The sequence below is a fragment of the Salininema proteolyticum genome, assembly GCF_042685645.1.
Classification (GTDB): Bacteria; Actinomycetota; Actinomycetes; order Mycobacteriales; family Micromonosporaceae; genus Salininema; species Salininema proteolyticum.
This window is the reverse complement of the sequence record NZ_JBHUNX010000001.1, coordinates 995,387-1,010,685: the sequence shown is the minus strand read 5'-3', so window position 1 is coordinate 1,010,685 and position 15,299 is coordinate 995,387. Positions and strand designations below refer to the sequence as shown.

Here is a 15,299-nt window from a genome sequence, read left to right as displayed (position 1 = left end):
CGGCCCTCCCGCTCAGCGGCGCTCCCGCGCCGGGGGCGCCGTCCAGCTCTGCAGCAGGCGGAGGGACTCCTCGGTGTGGGAGCCGGGCGCGGCGTTGTAGACGACCAGGGTCTGGTCCGCGTCCCCCGGGGCGGGGAACAGCTCGTAGTCGAACTCCAGGCCGCCGACTTCGGGGTGCCGGTAGGCCTTGTGGCCGTGGGTCTTTCGTAGCACGTCCTTCTCGTTCCAGAGCCTCTCGAAGGAAGGGCTGGCCCGCCTGAGCTCGGCGATCAGCTGGGCCAGGCGCCGGTCGCCGGGGCGGCGGCCCGCCTCCATGCGCAGGGTCGCGGCCATCTCGGTCACGGCCTTGTCCCATGTCACCAGGCGGGCGGCGGCCTCCCGGTCCAGGACGGCGAGGCGGGCCATATTGCGCTCCACGGCCGGCATGGCGTCGAAGTCGGCGATGACCTCCTTGGCGAGGCGGTTGTAGGCCAGTACGTCGAGGCGGCGGCCGACGATGAACGCCGGGACGTTCTGCAGGCTGTGGAGGGTGGCCAGAAGTCCGGGCCGGACCCTCTGGGCGGCGCCCGAGTCGGGGTCCCTCGCCCGTCCCCTCAGGTCGTCGAGGTGTTCGCGCTCCGACTCGGTCAGGTGCAGGGCGTCGGCGACCGAGGCCATGACCTCGTCGGAGGGGTTTCCGACGCGTCCCTGTTCCAGCCTCGTGTAGTACTCGACGCTTATGTTCGCCGACCGGGCCGCCTCGTCCCGCCTCAGCCCGGGGACGCGGCGGGGGCGGCCGTCCACGGCCAGCCCCGCCTCGGCCGGGGTGAGGCGTGCGCGGCGCTCTCTCAGGAATTCGGCCATCTCTTTGCGGCGCATCCCCATCACTGCTCCCTACAGGCGTCGGAGGGTGAACTCTCGGTGCAGCGCGCCCTCTTGGAGGAAGGGCCGCAGGCGGCTCTCGACGACGTACACTCCGTCCGGAGTGGAGACCGCGGTGGTGGGCGCGTCGTCCGGCCACGGTTCCACCAGGCCCACTGTACGGGCCGAGCGCCAGCCGTCTTCCGAGCGCAGGGTGACCGCCGAGGGGGTTCCCGTGGAGGCCAGGTCGTTGCGGACCGCGACCAGGTCGCCGTCGCGGCCCCAGGCGAGTCCGTCGGCGCCGACGATCGGGGCGTCCAGCTCCACTTCGGAGACGGACTCGGGGTCGTCCACCGGGATCCTCCACAGGCGGCCCTCGTCGTAGCGCCCGACCAGGAGGTAGCCGTCGTCGTGGTGGACGATGCCGTTGGGGCCGAAGCCCGATCCGAGCTTGTCGGGCGCGCGCAGGAACAGCGACGCCTCGCCGTTGTAGGCGACGCGGAAGATCTCGCCCGCGACGAAGTCGGTGACGTAGGCGGTCCCGCTCGGGTCCACCACGACGTCGTTGGCGCCGTGCGGGCCGTCGGTGGAGCCGGGGAGGCGTGTCAGGTCGACGCGGTGGAGCAGTTTCCCGTCGTGGCCGCGGAAGACGCCGAGGCCCGACTGCTTGTTGAGGGTCTCGGGGGTGCTGCGTTCGCCGACTCCGTCGTCTCGGAAGGCCGCGTAGACGCGGTTGTACCGGTGGTGCACGTCCAGGCCGACGGTGGAGACCATGACGCCGTCGTCCGCGAGCGTCCGGGTGGTTCCGTAGCGGTCGACCGTCGACACCGTGCCGCGGTAGAGCGATCCCACGAGGAACCTCCGCCTCGGCCGGTACCAGGCGACGCCCTCCGGGTGGAGGAAGGGGCCGTCGCCGCGCACCACTTCGGGGAGGTAGGGGGCCGCCTGGGCCGATCCCGTACCGACCAAGGCCGCCGCGCTTCCGATTCCGATGCCCGCCAGGAGCTTTCGTCTGTTCAGTTTCGTGTCCATAGGTCCATGGAACTATGCCGGGGAGGCCCGTTCAACGCTCAAGGTGGCCCTCCCGGTACCCCTCGAAATAGTCGCCCCTCTCCAGTATCACCGCTACAGCTTGTTTCGTTTGGAACAGATATCCACTCCGCAAGGGGCAACTCGTCATTGATGGTGGACAGATCCATTGCCCGCCTCCAGCATGTCCCTCCATGGCAGGAAAGAAGAGGAACTCGCGCATCGAACACCTGGGACATCTCCTCGTCCTGATTTCACTCGCCCTATGGCTCCGACAGGACCTCATCCTGATCACCTCCCTGTCCGGGGCAGGCACCTCCTTGTTGCTCTTCTGGGCTCCATCGACCTGCAGTGCACCGACTCAGAAGAAAGAACCTTGCCGCAACAACTCCAAGGGGCTGCTGGGTGGATGCCACATCACGCAACACCGCTGGGCCCGGTACAGCGGACTGTTCGGGACCGAACCGGTCTCGGACGCCTTCACGGGTTGGTTCTCCAACGCACAGCGTAAGTCCGCTACAGCGGTCATGGCGATAGGGTTCCTCAACCTCGTTGCCTCCGGAGGCGCGTTGACTTTCACCTCACTCCCATGACCCGGCCGGCCGGTATCCTGCGGCGGTGTGGAACCGCCAGGACAACTCTCGCGGCCCCTCGGCCAGATCGGGCGGGTCCGGCACTGTGAACCCGATCCCCAGGAAGCCGGCCATGTTCGGGTAGGACGCACCGCCGAACCCCAAGACGCAGTTCTCCGCGTCGACCGCCTCCAGAACACCGGTGGAGGGCGGGAACTTGTCCGCCATGGCCTCGGCCGGCGCGTGCAGCCGCACCTTCGCGCGGTACGGCAAGGCGCGGACGCCGACCCCGGACAGCACCGGCGCGCCAACGGCGACCTCGGAGAGCGCCCGTGGTTCGAAGGACGGTCCGTCCGGCGCGCCGGGTGTTCGGGTTCCCGATCGCGCTCCCGAACGCCCGGAAGGCCACGGCGAAATACCCGACCGCCGGAACCTACCGCCGGAGGCGCCGAAAGCCGTCTGGAATACTAGTCTCGGGCATCCCGGAGCACCCCGCCGGAGGACACCGCCCCAACCCCGCTGAGGCCATTCCGAAACCAGATGCGCGAAAAGGAAACTCCGTGAATCGAGGAACACTCATCGCCGGCCGGTACCGCCTGGACGACCGACTGGCCTCCGGCGGAATGGGAGAGGTCTGGAGAGGCACCGACACCCGGTTGAACCGCACCGTCGCGATCAAGACCCTCCACGCCGCCTACTCCGGCGACGACACCTTCCGGATGCGGTTCCAGCACGAGGCCCAGTCGGTCGCCGCCCTCCGCTCCCCCGGCATCGTGGCCCTCTACGACTACGGCGAGGAGGAGACCGAGCAGGGCGCCGTCCCCTACCTCGTCATGGAGCTCGTCGAAGGCAAGTCCCTCTCCGACCTCCTCAAAGAGCGCGGACGGCTCCCCTACGACGAGGCCCTGTCGATCCTCGCCACCGCCGCCGAAGCGCTCGCCGTGGCCCACGAGAAGCACATCATTCACCGCGACATCAAGCCCGCCAACCTCCTCGTGAGCGACAGGGGCGAGGCCAAACTCGTCGACTTCGGCATCGCCTCCGCCCGCGGCCAGGCCAGCCTCACCGAGACCGGGACCGTCCTCGGAACGCTCCTGTACGCCTCCCCCGAACAGCTCCAGGCGGCCGAGCTGACCGGCCTGACCGACCTCTACTCCCTGGGCATCGTCGCCTACCAGTGCCTGGCCGGATCGGTCCCCTTCCGCGGCAACGACCCCGTCGCCCTCATCACCGCCCACCTCAACGGCAATCCGGCTCCCCTGCCGCAGGACGTGCCCCCGGCAGTGGCCCAGATCGTCATGCGCTGCATGGAACGCGACCCCAACCGCCGCTTCTCTTCCGCAGACGAACTGGCGCAAGCCTGCAAGGCCGCCATGGCGGCCCCGACCCAGCCGCTCTACGCGGCACCGCCGCAGGGCGCCCCGACCGTCCAGCAGGGCATGGCTCAGCCCGGCATTGCCCAGCCGGGCCCCAACTCCACGCGCCTCATGCCCGCCCAGGCACCCGCCTCCGGTCAGCACCAGGCCGGGCCGCCCGACTCCGGGCAGTACCGGGCCGGCCCGCCCGCCAACGGCATGCCGCCCCACAACACCGGGCCCCAGCAGCCGTACGACACCGGTTCCCGGCCGGCGCCTCCGCAGAGGAGGAAGGGCCGGGGCGCGCTCATCGGCGTGCTCTCCGCAATGGCCGCCCTGGTCATCGCGGCCGTCCTCATCCTCCAGCTCGGCGGCGAGGACGACCCGGGCGACGTGCAGCAGGCCGGCGACGACACCAGCAGCGAGAACGCCGCACCGCCCCGGGACGACGAGTCGAGCCAGGGCCAGGCCAACGACCAGAGCGACGCCCCCTCCGGCAACGGAGACGAGGCCGGGGACGAGGAGAGCACCCGCCCGGAGGACGAAGAGGAACAGGCTCCCGAAGAGTCCACCGACGAGGAGTCCGAGGCTCCCGAATACCCTGCCATGCCCGACGTCTTCAGCCTGTCGATGCCCGCCGCCGAGAGCAAGCTCTACGCTGAGGGCGTCGACGACTTCACCATGGAACCGGTCGCCGACGCGAACGGCGAGCCCTGCACGGTGTTCGAGCAGTACCCTTCCGCGGGAACGCCGGTAGAGCCGGACGTTCCGGCCGGTTTCAAGTACGTCGAGGACCCGGAGGACCCGAACTGCGACAACTTCCGCTAGTTCGGGGCGGCCGGTCGTTCACCACGGTCGGCCGCTCCGACGGCACCGACGCGCTCGCGACCGCCCGACCGCCCGACCGCCGCTCACGTTATACGTTGCTTCCTTGACAGATCACCGTCTGACATACTTTTATTCGCTACGGTCGATCGACTGTGGCCGGACCCTGGTCCGCAAAGAATAGGAGCTTCACTTGAACCTCTCCCTCAAACGGAACCGCGCCCTCTTCCTCTCGGCAGCCGTCGCCGCGACCATGGCGACGTCCCTGGGCGCTTCATCTCCCCTCTATGCGCAGTCGGCTACCGGCAACACCCCGCCGAACGCCCCTGAGTCGCTCACCATCGACGGTCAGCCCTGCGGCCCGGACACCACCGTCAAGGTGGGAGCCGCCGTTTCCTGGACGGTGACGGCCACACTGTCCGACGACGACGGCGACAACATGGACGGCATTCTCACCTGGACCGACACCTACAGCGGTACCGAGCAGTCCTGGAACACGGCCGGCGTCGACGGCCTGCGCGCCACCTGGTCGGTGCGATCGTCCAGCGTACCCGGCGACTCCTACCAGGTCACGGCGGCGGCGAGTGACCGCGACTCCACAGGTCCCGCCTCCGGCGGCTGTACCGTCCTGATCGATAGAACGCCTCCGGAACAGCCGACGGTGACCTCGACCGACTATCCCGACGAGGGCGGTCCATACGGGTCCCCGGGCGAGCCGGGGCAGTTCACCCTGCGGTCCGGTAGCGGGGACACGGCCGGCTACTACTGGAGCTTCCAGGACGCCGTCGGCGACAACGATGTCCCGATCTCGACCCTGGGCAGTGCGGCGACCGTGACCCTGGCACCGCCGAACTCCGGACCGATCACCCTGAGCGTCTGGGCCTACGACGACCACGGGAACATCTCGGGGAAGACGACCTACAGGATCTTCGTCGGGTTCTGACCACGCCACCGGACCTCCGCGGCACGACCGCAGAAGCCGAATGGACGAACACCGCTCGGAGGCTCTGTGCCCGACCGTCATCGACGTCCCGGCACAGGGCCTCGCTGGCCTTCCAAACGCGCGATGTCGGCGGACCCGCCGGATTCCAGCCAGTCGTCCAAGGTCTTCAGCCCCGGATGCAGCTCCCTGAGGCGGGGAATGTCGGCCCTCCAGGAATGGCCCTCCTCCCACAGGTTCCATACTCGAGCGATCTCAGGCCCCAGGGCCTCCGCTTCACTCTTCGAGACTCGCTCGTACCGAACGCTCCCGTCGATCGCGTTCGAAATCCTCGCGGCCGCCTCGACGGGAGTCGGTTCGTCTCCGGCCAGCTCCAGCAGCATGCCTCCGTAGGTCTCCGGCTCGGCGAAGGCCATACCCGCGAACACGGCGACGTCCTCGACGGCGATGATCTGCATCCGCCCGTCGGGGTGGAACAGATGGCGGTGGACCCCCTTTCTCAGACCGTCGACCGGGGTGCCCGACAGGAGGTAGTTCTCCATGAACCGCACGGGGCGCAGGACGGTGAAAGTGACGCCGCTTCCGCCGAGGGCCTCCTCGATGCGCCGTTTACCCGACGAGCCGGGAAGGCCGGGGCCGGTCGTGGTGGCGATCGTGGAGAACACGATATGGCGGACGCCCGAGTCCGCTGCCAGGTCCACAATTCGCTTTCCCCGACCGTACTCGCGGTCGGTGTCCCAACCGGTCTCGCCGTAATCGACCGGTGGGATCGCGAAGAGCCCGTGGGCTCGGCGCAATGCCGCGGCGAGCGTGCGCTCCTCGTCGAAGTCGCCGACGGCGAGCTCCGCCCCCTTCCCGGCCAATTCCTGTGCGGCGGCGGTGGTCCGGTCACGGACCAGCGCCCGTACCGACCAACCGTCTCGGAGCAGCCATGCGACGGTGGGGCGTCCCTGTGTCCCGGTGGCCCCGGCGACCAGGATCGTCTTGTTCTCGCGGGTCATGGTGTCCTCTCGTGGACTGGGTAGAATCGGGTCGGTCAACCCGTTAGCGGCAACGGTAAGCAACTACCGGGTGCGCTTTCCAGGCCTGGGAGGAAGGGTTTCATAACGCCATGGAGACGTCCCCGTACTCGACCGAAGGGCTGAGGGCCGATGCCCGCCGCAATCGCGCCCGAGTCCTGACCGCGGCGGCCCGAGCCCTGTCGGAGGAGGGGCTCTCCGTGTCGTTGGGGCAGATCGCCGAACGCGCCGGGGTGGGGGCCGGTACGGTCTACCGCCACTTCCCCACCAAGGACAGCCTGCTGGAAGCCGTCCTGTCCCAACGGCTCGAACGCCTCGCCCGCCTGGCTCGGAAGCACGGCGAGTCCGCCGATCCGGGCGAGGCCTTCTTCGGATTCTTCACCGCGGCGGTGACTTCGACTCCGAACAACTCTGACCTGTGCGAACTGCTGGAGGCCGGACGGATGGCCAAGGACGGTCATGGAGAGCTCGGGAAGGCGGCTGAACGCGGCCCTGGGCGGACTGCTGTCGAGGGCTCAGGCGGCCGGACGGGTCCGCTCCGACCTGACGCCGGAGGACCTGCGGGACCTGCTCACCGGTTGCGTGGCGATCCAACGGCGCCGACCCGATCCGGAAACCCTGGCGCCGGCGGCGAGGCTGCTCGTCTCCTCCATGCGAAGCGGCGTTACGGAAACACGAGACGACGAGAGAAACCGTGACGAAAACAAGGGCTCGCCCTCCGATCGTAACGCGGCCGGCGAGCGCCTGTGCCGGACGTGCGGCAAGACCATTTCGAGCGCGGCTCGGGGACGTCCCGCCCGGTACTGCAACGCCGCGTGCCGGCAGAAGGCGTACCGGCAACGGGCCGGGGAAGGCCGGGCCGAGTCGAGCAGTTGACCGGAACGGTCCCCACTAGGACGGCAACGCACCGGTTTCCAAGGTATTCGGCCCTTCCCCCCCGATCCACGCTGCTGAGAGCGGATCCGCCCGGAGCAGAGACACTTGTCCCCCATACCGTCTCGCGCGCACCGTTGAGTCATGAGCGAAGAAGCGAAACCGCCGCAGTTCGACGACCGGACTCGGCGCGAACTCTATCAACAACGGGTGCTGGTCCTCGACGGACCACTGGACGACGGCAACGGAACCCTCTTGGCCACCCAAATGCTGGCACTCGCCACTGAGAACGCCTCGGAGGACATCGCCCTGTGGATCCACTCGCCGGGCGGGTCGGTGCCGTCCATGCTGGCGATCCGCGACGTCATGCGCCTCGTTCCCTGCGACGTGTCGACTCTGGCACTCGGCATCGCCTGCAGTGCGGGGCAGTTCCTGCTCTCCGCCGGCGCTCGCGGGAAGCGCCGCGCGCTTCCGCACTCCCGGATCCTCATGCACCAGGGCTCGGCCGGGATCGGCGGCGTGGCCGTCGACATCGAGTTGCAGGCCGAGGACCTGCGCCAGACCCGCGACACCGTTCTCGGCCTCATCGCCGAGGACACCGGGCAGAACATCGAGCGGGTCTTCGAGGACTCGCTGCACGACCGCTGGTACTCCGCCTCCGAAGCACTCGACTACGGGTTCGTCGACGCGATCGTCGGCGACTTCAGCGAGATCACGCCACAGGTGCGCCGCGGTATCGGACTCAACCTCTCCCAGGAAGGGGCCTCCCGATGAGCTCCTACACGATCCCGAACGTTATCACCCAGTCCATGCGCGGGGAGCGCGTCATGGACGTCTACTCCCATCTTCTCAGCGAGCGGATCGTCTACCTCGGCACCGGCGTCGACGCCGGGGTCGCGAACGCCCTGGTGGCACAGTTCCTGTTCCTGGAGGCCAGCAATCCGGAGCGGGAGATCCAGTTCTACATCAACTGCGAGGGCGGGGATCCGAGCGCGATGCTCGGCCTCTACGACACTTTGCGGCATATCAAGTCCCCCGTCGCCACCACTTGCGTGGGGCAGGCTGTTGCCGTCGGCGCGGTGCTGCTGGCCGCCGGCGCGCCGGGCAAACGGGCCGCCCTGCCGCACGCCCGAATAGTCCTGCACCAGCCGGCCGGGCAGGGTCGCGGGGCCATCCCGGACCTCATCCTCGCTGCCGACGAGATCGTTCGGGTGCGGGGCGACATCGAGCGGATCCTGGCGCGGCATACCGGGCAGGAGTTGGAGACCCTGCGCGCCGACACCGACCGGGACCGCGTCTTCACCGCCGAAAGCGCGAAGGACTATGGACTCGTCGACCACGTCCTGGAAGACAAGTGAACCTCGGGGCGGCTATGCGGCGAGCGCGTACGCCGCCCTGTTCGCCGTTCCCACGCACGCGGTGATCGAATTGGCGCTCACACGTTCGGCGACGGCCAGCGTCAGATCGATGAGAGTGAGGTCCAGGGCTCCGGCGACGGCGGCGATCATCTCGCTCGACGGGTCCTTGACGCCGCGTTCCATCTCGGAGAGGTACTGGGGAGAGACGCCGGCGCGGTCCGCCGTGTCGGACAGTCTCTCGCCTCGGTCCCGCCGTCGTTCGCGGAGGCATTCGCCGAGCATGTCGCGCCACAGCGGTTCGCGTTTCCGATCGTCCGGTGCGCCATCGCGGTCCGGTCGTTTCAGAGGTGCAGTTTCGGCCATGCCCCATGGTAGACCGATCGGCCGGACTCAGTCCCCTTGTTATGCCCAGGGCGGAATCCGGCCGACCGTCTGTTCGAGTCGGATCTAGTCCGTGAGCCGGTCGAGCGCGGTGACGGCTTCGGAGGCGACGACGGGATCGATGTCGGTCGGGTGCCCGCCCTCGGTCTGCCGATAGTAGAGGTCGACCGCATCGGTCAGGTACACCCTCTCGAGCCGCTGGTCTTCGGTGTCGGCGCCCATGCCGATCTGGAGGCCCGGGTCCAGTTCGACCGCCACGTACCCGCCGCCGGGCAGGGGGAAGTGGAAGCCGAACTCGGTGCCGTTGTCCTGTGGGCGTCCGCGGACCCAGCCGTGCTTCGTCAGGCCCAGAATGCTGCCGGGAGGGACCTCGGCGCCTTCGAAGCGGCGCAGTCGGCCCGTCGTGAGCTCTTCGTCGGTGAGGGATCCGATCGGGCGGCCCAGCTGCTCGAACGGTTGCAGGATCTCGTAGTCGACGAGGACCTGCGCCCATGCGGACCGCTCCTCGGGGGCCATGTCGACCGGGTGCGCCAGGCGGATGAGCGCTCCCTCCGGCAGGTCGACCTCCTCGTCCTCCATGTCGCTGAACGTCCGGTCCTCGGCCACTCGGAACCGGAACCGTGTCTCGTCCGACTCGGCGTGCCAGATCATGCGGTCGGTCAGGTGGCGCATGAGCGGGTGGCCGCTCATGTGCTCGGCGAACTCCCTCTGTTCCCAGGTGCGCGCGTTGATCATCGCCGCTTCGAGCCGCCGCACTTGGTCCGCTGAGACGGTGCGGAGTTCTTTCTTCAGCGCGGAGAACCGCGCATGGGCGGCGCCAGCGATTTCGGCGTCGTCCTTGACGCCGGGCTTCGGCAGGGTCTTGCGCGGCTTGCCGTTCTCGTCGGTGACGACGGGCTTCAACTGCTCGTCGAAGGACACGTGGAACTTCCGGCGTCCGTAGTCCAAGACGATCGTTCCGTCCTCACCCAGGCCGAAGTCGGGAACCAGCCGGTCGGCCAGCTGCTCGCCGGTGAGTCCGAGCCCGGCGGCGATGACCTGGATCTGGCGCTTCGCCTCGGCTTTGATCGCCTTGTACTTCGCGCGTTGGGAGACTGCCTGCATAGTGCTCAGCGCCTTTTCCGACCCGATCCGCCCGAGCACCTTGAGGCCGGCGACGGCCCAGTGGTGCTTGTTCTCTCCGGGCCAGGCCTTGATCAGCGGTTCGAGCCGCGCGACGGTCTCATCATCACCGAACTCGCCGAGCGATTCCAGGGCCCAGCGGTCCTTCCAGGGGCCGCCGTTGTCCGCCCACTGCCGGGACAGCGCCCAGGTGAACTCGCGGAGCGATTCGGCGTCGCAGATTTCCTTCACTGCCGCCACACCCTGCTCGTCCTCGCTCGCCAGGAGCGCAACAAAGTTCCGGACCGCAGAGTCCGGCAATGCCGCTTCCCGTCCTTCGGCGAGTATCTGGGGCAGGTTCATGACACGGAGCCATACGACCGGTTTCGCGTCCGCCTCCGAAAGCACGCTCGGCAGATCGCTCGCTGGCAGGGTCGGGAAGCCGTCGGGACGGCTCATCAGCCTGTCCAGTACCGATCGGTCGGCGGGGTCGAGTTCGTTCAACGCCGCCTCGAACAGCGTCGCGTCCATCTCGCCCAGCACCGCCGCCGCGGCCCTGGCTTCGGTTTCGCCGGCGGTCCGCGACCGTGCCACCGTCATTCGCATTGCCCTGACCGGGAACCGGTTTGCGGCCTTTGCCAGAGCTTCGCCGGTCCGACGGTCGGTGGCGTGTTCGACGAGGAAGGCCGTCGCCTCGTCGCTCGGGATCATGGCGATCCCGTCGAGGACGGTCTCTCGCCCGTCTACTCGGAAATTCTCGCCCTCGAGTGTCGCGACGAGCGCCTTCAGAGCCTCCGGGCCGATGCCCGTTAGGAGCGCTCCGATCACGGGCCTGGTGACGCAGGACGGGAACAGGGCCGGGCCGGGGAGGGAGTCCAGCAGGTCCACCGTCGTGACGAGCGGCCATAGTCCGCCGTCCGTCGCCTCGCCCAATGGCCGGTAGCGCGCGCAAGCCTCCGCCACCCACTCCTTGTCATTCGGGAACAGGATGGCGGCCCAGTTCAATGCACCGGGTGCCGTCCGGAGCCCGACGACGGCGTCCTTGACCGCTCGTCGTTCGGCGTCGTCGCTCGACTCGATCGCTCCGCGCAGTTGTTCGGTGACCCTGTAATGCCAGAAATCCACGGTGGCGTACTCGGACTCCCGCATCGTGCCGATCAGGTGGGTTCCTGTGGAGGTGTGGATCCGATAGGGGTCGAGCTGGAAGCGGCCGAGCGAGACCACTGCCGACGCGGCGAACGCGAGCCCGTGTTCGAGGTGCCAGGCGTCGATCGCTTCGCCGGTCAACTCTTCCTCGTTCGTGAGTCCGCGCTCGATCCGCAGTACGATCGCAGCACCGAGCGGGTCGGCGCCGCCGGCGAGGTACGACCGTACGGCGGCCTCGTACGGTTTGTTCTCGTCCAGTGTGAAGGCCGCGTCGATGGCCGCCATCCTGCTCGCTATCAGCTCCCGCCAGGCTTCCAGCGACTTCGGGTCGGGGCCGCCCGTCCGGCTCTTGACGGTCCAGGTCCTCCAGCGTGGAGGTAGTTCGAGGAGGGACTCATCGGGCAAGGCGCTCTTGTGTTTCATCTTCGCAACGGTATATCCGGGTCCCGACACCTTCTGACGCAGACAGGGTCAGTCGATCATGGCCGGTAGCGAAAGAAGACTTCCCGGCCCCGGAAAGGTTCGTCCGGGTCGACCGCGAATCTGATCACCGCCCCTTCGAGGGAGGCGACGAACGACCCGTCGACTTCGACAGCCCAGGAGGTGTGGCCCTCCTTCACTCGCGCGAGGTGAAAGGGCGGTTCCAACACGGCCCGCAGCGCCTCTTCCACCGTCGCCCCCTCCGGCAGGCGGACCTCAGTCCGGTGCGGGTCGATGTCGTCGCCGGCGCTGACCGAGTCGCGGTCGACCACGACGATTCGTTCGCTCATGGCCCCACTCTCCCCGTCGGTTCAGACCTCTCGCAGGTAGCCGTTGTCGATGAGCCGCTGCACACGGTCCGGCAGCAGGTACTGGATCCCTCCACCGGGTTCCCCGAACCAGGGCGCGGTCAGCCCTCCTTCGGCGTCGAAGGGCCTGACGACCTCGTAGGTGTGGAATTCCCGCTCGTCGGATCCGGGGACCAGTGCACGCTGTTCGTAAGGGGTTCCGGCTTCCGCGACGAACGTTCCGCCCGGATGGCCGTACCTGTCGACCCGGTCTCCCGGCTCAAGGGTGACGATCTTGGACTCGCCGTCGAACCCGTTGTCCGGTGGCCAGTTGATCTCATCCGGCGTCGCGTCCGGAGCCGGGGGATTGTCGCGATCCCCTCCTCGCGGCGACGGGACGGGCGCCGCGTCGCCCACCGCGATGACAGAAGTGGATGTCGCGGCATAGTCCGCCACCGCGCCGGACGCCGTCGCCAGCACACGCACGTCCACCGCACGGTCGGAATCCAGGTCGGAGTTCGATGTGAAGTGGAGCGTCTTCTTCACTTCGGCCCGTGGATCCAGAGTCTCGAATCTGCAGGTGAACGTGCGTCGATCGACGAGGCAGTCCTCGTCGAGGTCGTCGAAGACGATGACGCTCGGGTAGGTCGAGGGAACCTCGCCGGCGACCTTCACACCCGAAGCTTCAGCGGAGCCCGTGTTGGCCACGGAGAGTTCGATATCGACCCACCGGCCCGCCGAGACCGCGTCCGGGCCGTCCAGGGCGGCGGCCAATACCGGTTCATCGTCGAAAGCGGGGGCCGCTCCGGCGACAGCCGATGGTACGGCCATCGCAACGACTACGGCGAGCGTGGTGCCCCACCGCAAGAGAACACCGAACATCCCGTACCTCCTCAGAAACCCTTATTCCATCCGGATGGGATGGAAACTATCCCAAAGAGGACGCGCGGACCGCGACCCCGGCGCGTCTCGGCGTGCCGGTCGCACGGGTTCGTCTCCGCTGCCGGTCCGGCATGGGGCTACGCTGGTCCGTATGCGTCTCGAACGGTTCACCCACTCATGTGTCCGCCTCTCCCACAGGGAGAGCCGCATCGCCATCGATCCCGGGACATGGGCCGAGCCGGAGGCCCTCGACGGCGTCACGCACGTGCTCCTCACCCACGAGCATCGGGACCACTGCGACGTCGCCGCGTTGAACAGGGCCATTGAGGACAATCCCGGCCTTGAGGTTTACACGCACCCTGACTTGGCCGAACGGATGCGGGACGCTGCGGTGATGCCCGTCGGCCCGGGCGAGCACGTCGAGCTCAACGGACTGGCCGTCCATGCCGTGGGCGGCTCTCACGCGGAGACGTACGAAAGACTTCCGAACTGCGGTAATATCGGTTTCCTCGTGGAGACTCCGCAAGGGCTTCTCTACCATCCCGGCGACGCGCTGCACGTGCCGGAAGGAACGGTCGACAGGTTGCTCTCTCCCCCGCCCCGTAGTTGAAGACCGCGGAAATGCTCGATTTCATCCGGGCTGTCGCCCCTCGCATTGCGCATCCGATCCATGACGAGCTTCTCAGCGAGAAGGGGCGGGAGTCCGCTGACAAATGGATTGAGCGCAAGGGGCGGACCGACTACCGCCGACTCGCCGTCGGCGAATCCATCGACTTGTCGAGATGACGAGCTTCCGAGAGCGGCCGCGAACACCGTGGTAGGCACCCGATTCCGCTACCGGAGAACAGGTTTCAATCTCCAAACCGGCGGCGCCTCCGACCCGTCACACCCGGCCCCTTCAGCGCTCGTACCCGCCGTCGAGATCACCGACGAAGGGCCCGGCCCGCACTTGTTGAATGACCTGAAGTTCAGAACTCCGCTCCCTCGCGGGCAGAGCGTCGACCAGGTCCGGAGACAAGCCGACGGCAACGCTTTCAGGAAGGTCACACGGTGGCCATCGGCCAATTCGCCCCCGAAACGATCACGCCGCGATGTAGTGCAGCCTGTCCGGTGAACCTTCCTTCTCCGCTCGCTCCCTGTCCACCATGATCGGATGTTCCACGGCGACGCGTCGGAAGGCGAAGGTGCCTACGGCGAACAGGCCGGCCATGCAGAAGGCGATGAGAAGAGCTACCGCACCGGAGTCTTGCATGACCGCCGCGACGAGCAGGATGGCCGCGAGGACGAACGAACCGTAGCCTCTCGTCAATGTCGCGGTTCGATGGCGGCTGTGCATGGCGCGTGATGCGACGAGAACAGGGACGGACCGTTGGCAGAAGGGACATTCGACGTCGGCTTCCACCGTGCCGGACCCGGGCTGTTCGATCACCGCGCGGATTTCGCTGAAACGGTGCAATTCGCCGGACCGAACGGTCGGGTCGGAATCGATATGACGAAAGATGAATTCCAAGGCCTGAGGCATACGGCTCCTGAACGGTGTCCACGGGAGGTCGAACAGTCGGCGCTAGATAGACGGACGTCCGAACACTCTGATCAGAGTATCACTCGAAGTCACTGGTGGACACCGTCAACAGAGGCCTGATTCCGGCGAGCGGACGACGATACGATGTTCCGGTGAAGATCCACTACTCCTTCCTCGTCGTCTTCCCTCTCTTCGCGGCGATGAGCGCGATCCTACTGCCCTACTTCATGATCGAGACTCGGTCCATGAAGGTGTTCGCTCAGTGGTGGTGGGCCCCGGTGACGATGTCCCTCTGCGTCGTGCTTCTGACCGTCGTTATCGGCCGGATCTGGCCCTGGGCGATCGTCCGGAAAAGGAGCATCGACGTCAAGGGCCGTGAAGGCGCCTATCACGTCCGGCACCGGCTGAACGGCGGCGACAAGTTCGTGATCTACCGCAACGGGGTCTACGTCAGAAGACGGCGAGGGGAGATGGAGAAGACCTGGCTCAGGCGATGGACTGTGGCCAAAAGGGACTGGAGGAAGCTGGAGGAGCGGTTCCCCAGAATCCCGGACGAGCGGCGACGGGAACCGAGCCGATCCCGGAGCTAGGAGAGGCCGCCGGGGCCGAGGCGCCGCGGTCGAGCCAGGTCCCACCGAGCGCCACGCTCTCCAGGACCTCCACTATGCCATCGCGGCCGGCCTCGGGAT

General features: G+C 67.7%; 18 protein-coding genes and 1 pseudogene. 10 read left to right on the top strand and 9 right to left on the bottom strand.

Annotated features, from left to right (window positions below; genetic code table 11):
• Positions 1-12: 12 nt before the first annotated feature.
• On the bottom strand, positions 13-858 hold the full coding sequence (locus ACFTE1_RS04785) for a helix-turn-helix transcriptional regulator (protein ID WP_380618114.1): 846 nt from the start codon (positions 856-858) through the stop codon (positions 13-15).
• A gap of 15 nt (positions 859-873) precedes the next feature.
• Positions 874-1,872: a gluconolaconase gene (locus tag ACFTE1_RS04780; RefSeq protein ID WP_380618113.1), complete on the bottom strand. Its 999-nt coding sequence runs from the start codon at positions 1,870-1,872 to the stop codon at positions 874-876.
• A 191-nt stretch (positions 1,873-2,063) separates the two neighbouring features.
• Between ACFTE1_RS04780 and ACFTE1_RS04775 the strand changes: the two genes are divergently transcribed.
• Positions 2,064-2,462 carry a hypothetical protein gene (locus ACFTE1_RS04775; protein ID WP_380618112.1) on the top strand — a complete coding sequence of 133 codons (399 nt, stop codon included), beginning with the start codon at positions 2,064-2,066 and terminating at the stop codon, positions 2,460-2,462.
• Here the strand turns inward: ACFTE1_RS04775 and ACFTE1_RS04770 are convergent.
• On the bottom strand, positions 2,451-2,741 hold the full coding sequence (locus tag ACFTE1_RS04770) for a hypothetical protein (RefSeq protein ID WP_380618111.1): 291 nt from the start codon (positions 2,739-2,741) through the stop codon (positions 2,451-2,453). The genes ACFTE1_RS04775 and ACFTE1_RS04770 overlap by 12 nt on opposite strands.
• 260 nt (positions 2,742-3,001) lie before the next feature.
• On the opposite strand from ACFTE1_RS04770, the gene ACFTE1_RS04765 reads away from it, so the two are divergent.
• A complete protein-coding gene (locus ACFTE1_RS04765) occupies positions 3,002-4,624 on the top strand; it encodes a serine/threonine-protein kinase (RefSeq protein WP_380618110.1) in 1,623 nt (540 codons plus the stop codon).
• A gap of 190 nt (positions 4,625-4,814) precedes the next feature.
• Positions 4,815-5,564, top strand: a complete 750-nt coding sequence (locus ACFTE1_RS04760; protein ID WP_380618109.1) for a hypothetical protein — start codon at positions 4,815-4,817, stop codon at positions 5,562-5,564.
• 77 nt (positions 5,565-5,641) lie between these two features.
• On the opposite strand, the gene ACFTE1_RS04755 is transcribed toward ACFTE1_RS04760, so the two are convergent.
• Positions 5,642-6,562 carry an NmrA family NAD(P)-binding protein gene (locus ACFTE1_RS04755; protein WP_380618108.1) on the bottom strand — a complete coding sequence of 307 codons (921 nt, stop codon included), beginning with the start codon at positions 6,560-6,562 and terminating at the stop codon, positions 5,642-5,644.
• A gap of 110 nt (positions 6,563-6,672) precedes the next feature.
• On the opposite strand from ACFTE1_RS04755, the pseudogene ACFTE1_RS04750 reads away from it, so the two are divergent.
• The 4 genes and pseudogenes from ACFTE1_RS04750 to ACFTE1_RS04735 form a co-directional block, all read left to right on the top strand.
• Positions 6,673-6,813 (top strand): annotated as a pseudogene (locus ACFTE1_RS04750) (TetR/AcrR family transcriptional regulator); the annotation flags it as partial.
• 226 nt (positions 6,814-7,039) lie between these two features.
• Positions 7,040-7,456, top strand: a complete 417-nt coding sequence (locus tag ACFTE1_RS04745) for an SbtR family transcriptional regulator (protein ID WP_380762606.1) — start codon at positions 7,040-7,042, stop codon at positions 7,454-7,456.
• A gap of 141 nt (positions 7,457-7,597) precedes the next feature.
• On the top strand, positions 7,598-8,227 hold the full coding sequence (locus ACFTE1_RS04740) for a ClpP family protease (RefSeq protein ID WP_380618106.1): 630 nt from the start codon (positions 7,598-7,600) through the stop codon (positions 8,225-8,227).
• Positions 8,224-8,811, top strand: a complete 588-nt coding sequence (locus tag ACFTE1_RS04735) for a ClpP family protease (RefSeq protein ID WP_380618105.1) — start codon at positions 8,224-8,226, stop codon at positions 8,809-8,811. The genes ACFTE1_RS04740 and ACFTE1_RS04735 overlap by 4 nt, the downstream gene beginning before the upstream one ends.
• Before the next feature lie 12 nt (positions 8,812-8,823).
• Here the strand turns inward: ACFTE1_RS04735 and ACFTE1_RS04730 are convergent, their stop codons facing one another.
• From ACFTE1_RS04730 to ACFTE1_RS04715, 4 genes are all read right to left on the bottom strand, one after another.
• Complete coding sequence (locus ACFTE1_RS04730; protein ID WP_380618104.1) at positions 8,824-9,174, bottom strand: helix-turn-helix domain-containing protein; 351 nt, start codon at positions 9,172-9,174, stop codon at positions 8,824-8,826.
• An 84-nt stretch (positions 9,175-9,258) separates the two neighbouring features.
• Positions 9,259-11,862 carry a DUF4132 domain-containing protein gene (locus tag ACFTE1_RS04725; protein WP_380618103.1) on the bottom strand — a complete coding sequence of 868 codons (2,604 nt, stop codon included), beginning with the start codon at positions 11,860-11,862 and terminating at the stop codon, positions 9,259-9,261.
• Between the two features lie 56 nt (positions 11,863-11,918).
• The gene (locus ACFTE1_RS04720; protein WP_380618102.1) at positions 11,919-12,209 is read right to left on the bottom strand and encodes a hypothetical protein; all 291 of its coding nucleotides are present in this window, start codon (positions 12,207-12,209) and stop codon (positions 11,919-11,921) included.
• Between the two features lie 21 nt (positions 12,210-12,230).
• Entirely contained in the window at positions 12,231-13,088 is an 858-nt protein-coding gene (locus ACFTE1_RS04715; RefSeq protein WP_380618101.1) for a TNT domain-containing protein, read from the bottom strand.
• Between the two features lie 151 nt (positions 13,089-13,239).
• Between ACFTE1_RS04715 and ACFTE1_RS04710 the strand changes: the two genes are divergently transcribed.
• A complete protein-coding gene (locus ACFTE1_RS04710; protein WP_380618100.1) occupies positions 13,240-13,698 on the top strand; it encodes an MBL fold metallo-hydrolase in 459 nt (152 codons plus the stop codon).
• Between the two features lie 11 nt (positions 13,699-13,709).
• Positions 13,710-13,874, top strand: coding sequence for a hypothetical protein (locus ACFTE1_RS04705; protein WP_380618099.1), 165 nt, complete (start codon positions 13,710-13,712; stop codon positions 13,872-13,874).
• 295 nt (positions 13,875-14,169) lie between these two features.
• On the opposite strand, the gene ACFTE1_RS04700 is transcribed toward ACFTE1_RS04705, so the two are convergent.
• On the bottom strand, positions 14,170-14,610 hold the full coding sequence (locus ACFTE1_RS04700; RefSeq protein ID WP_380618098.1) for a hypothetical protein: 441 nt from the start codon (positions 14,608-14,610) through the stop codon (positions 14,170-14,172).
• Positions 14,611-14,762: 152 nt separating this feature from the next.
• Between ACFTE1_RS04700 and ACFTE1_RS04695 the strand changes: the two genes are divergently transcribed.
• Entirely contained in the window at positions 14,763-15,200 is a 438-nt protein-coding gene (locus ACFTE1_RS04695) for a hypothetical protein (RefSeq protein ID WP_380618097.1), read from the top strand.
• The last annotated feature ends 99 nt before the right edge of the window (positions 15,201-15,299 follow it).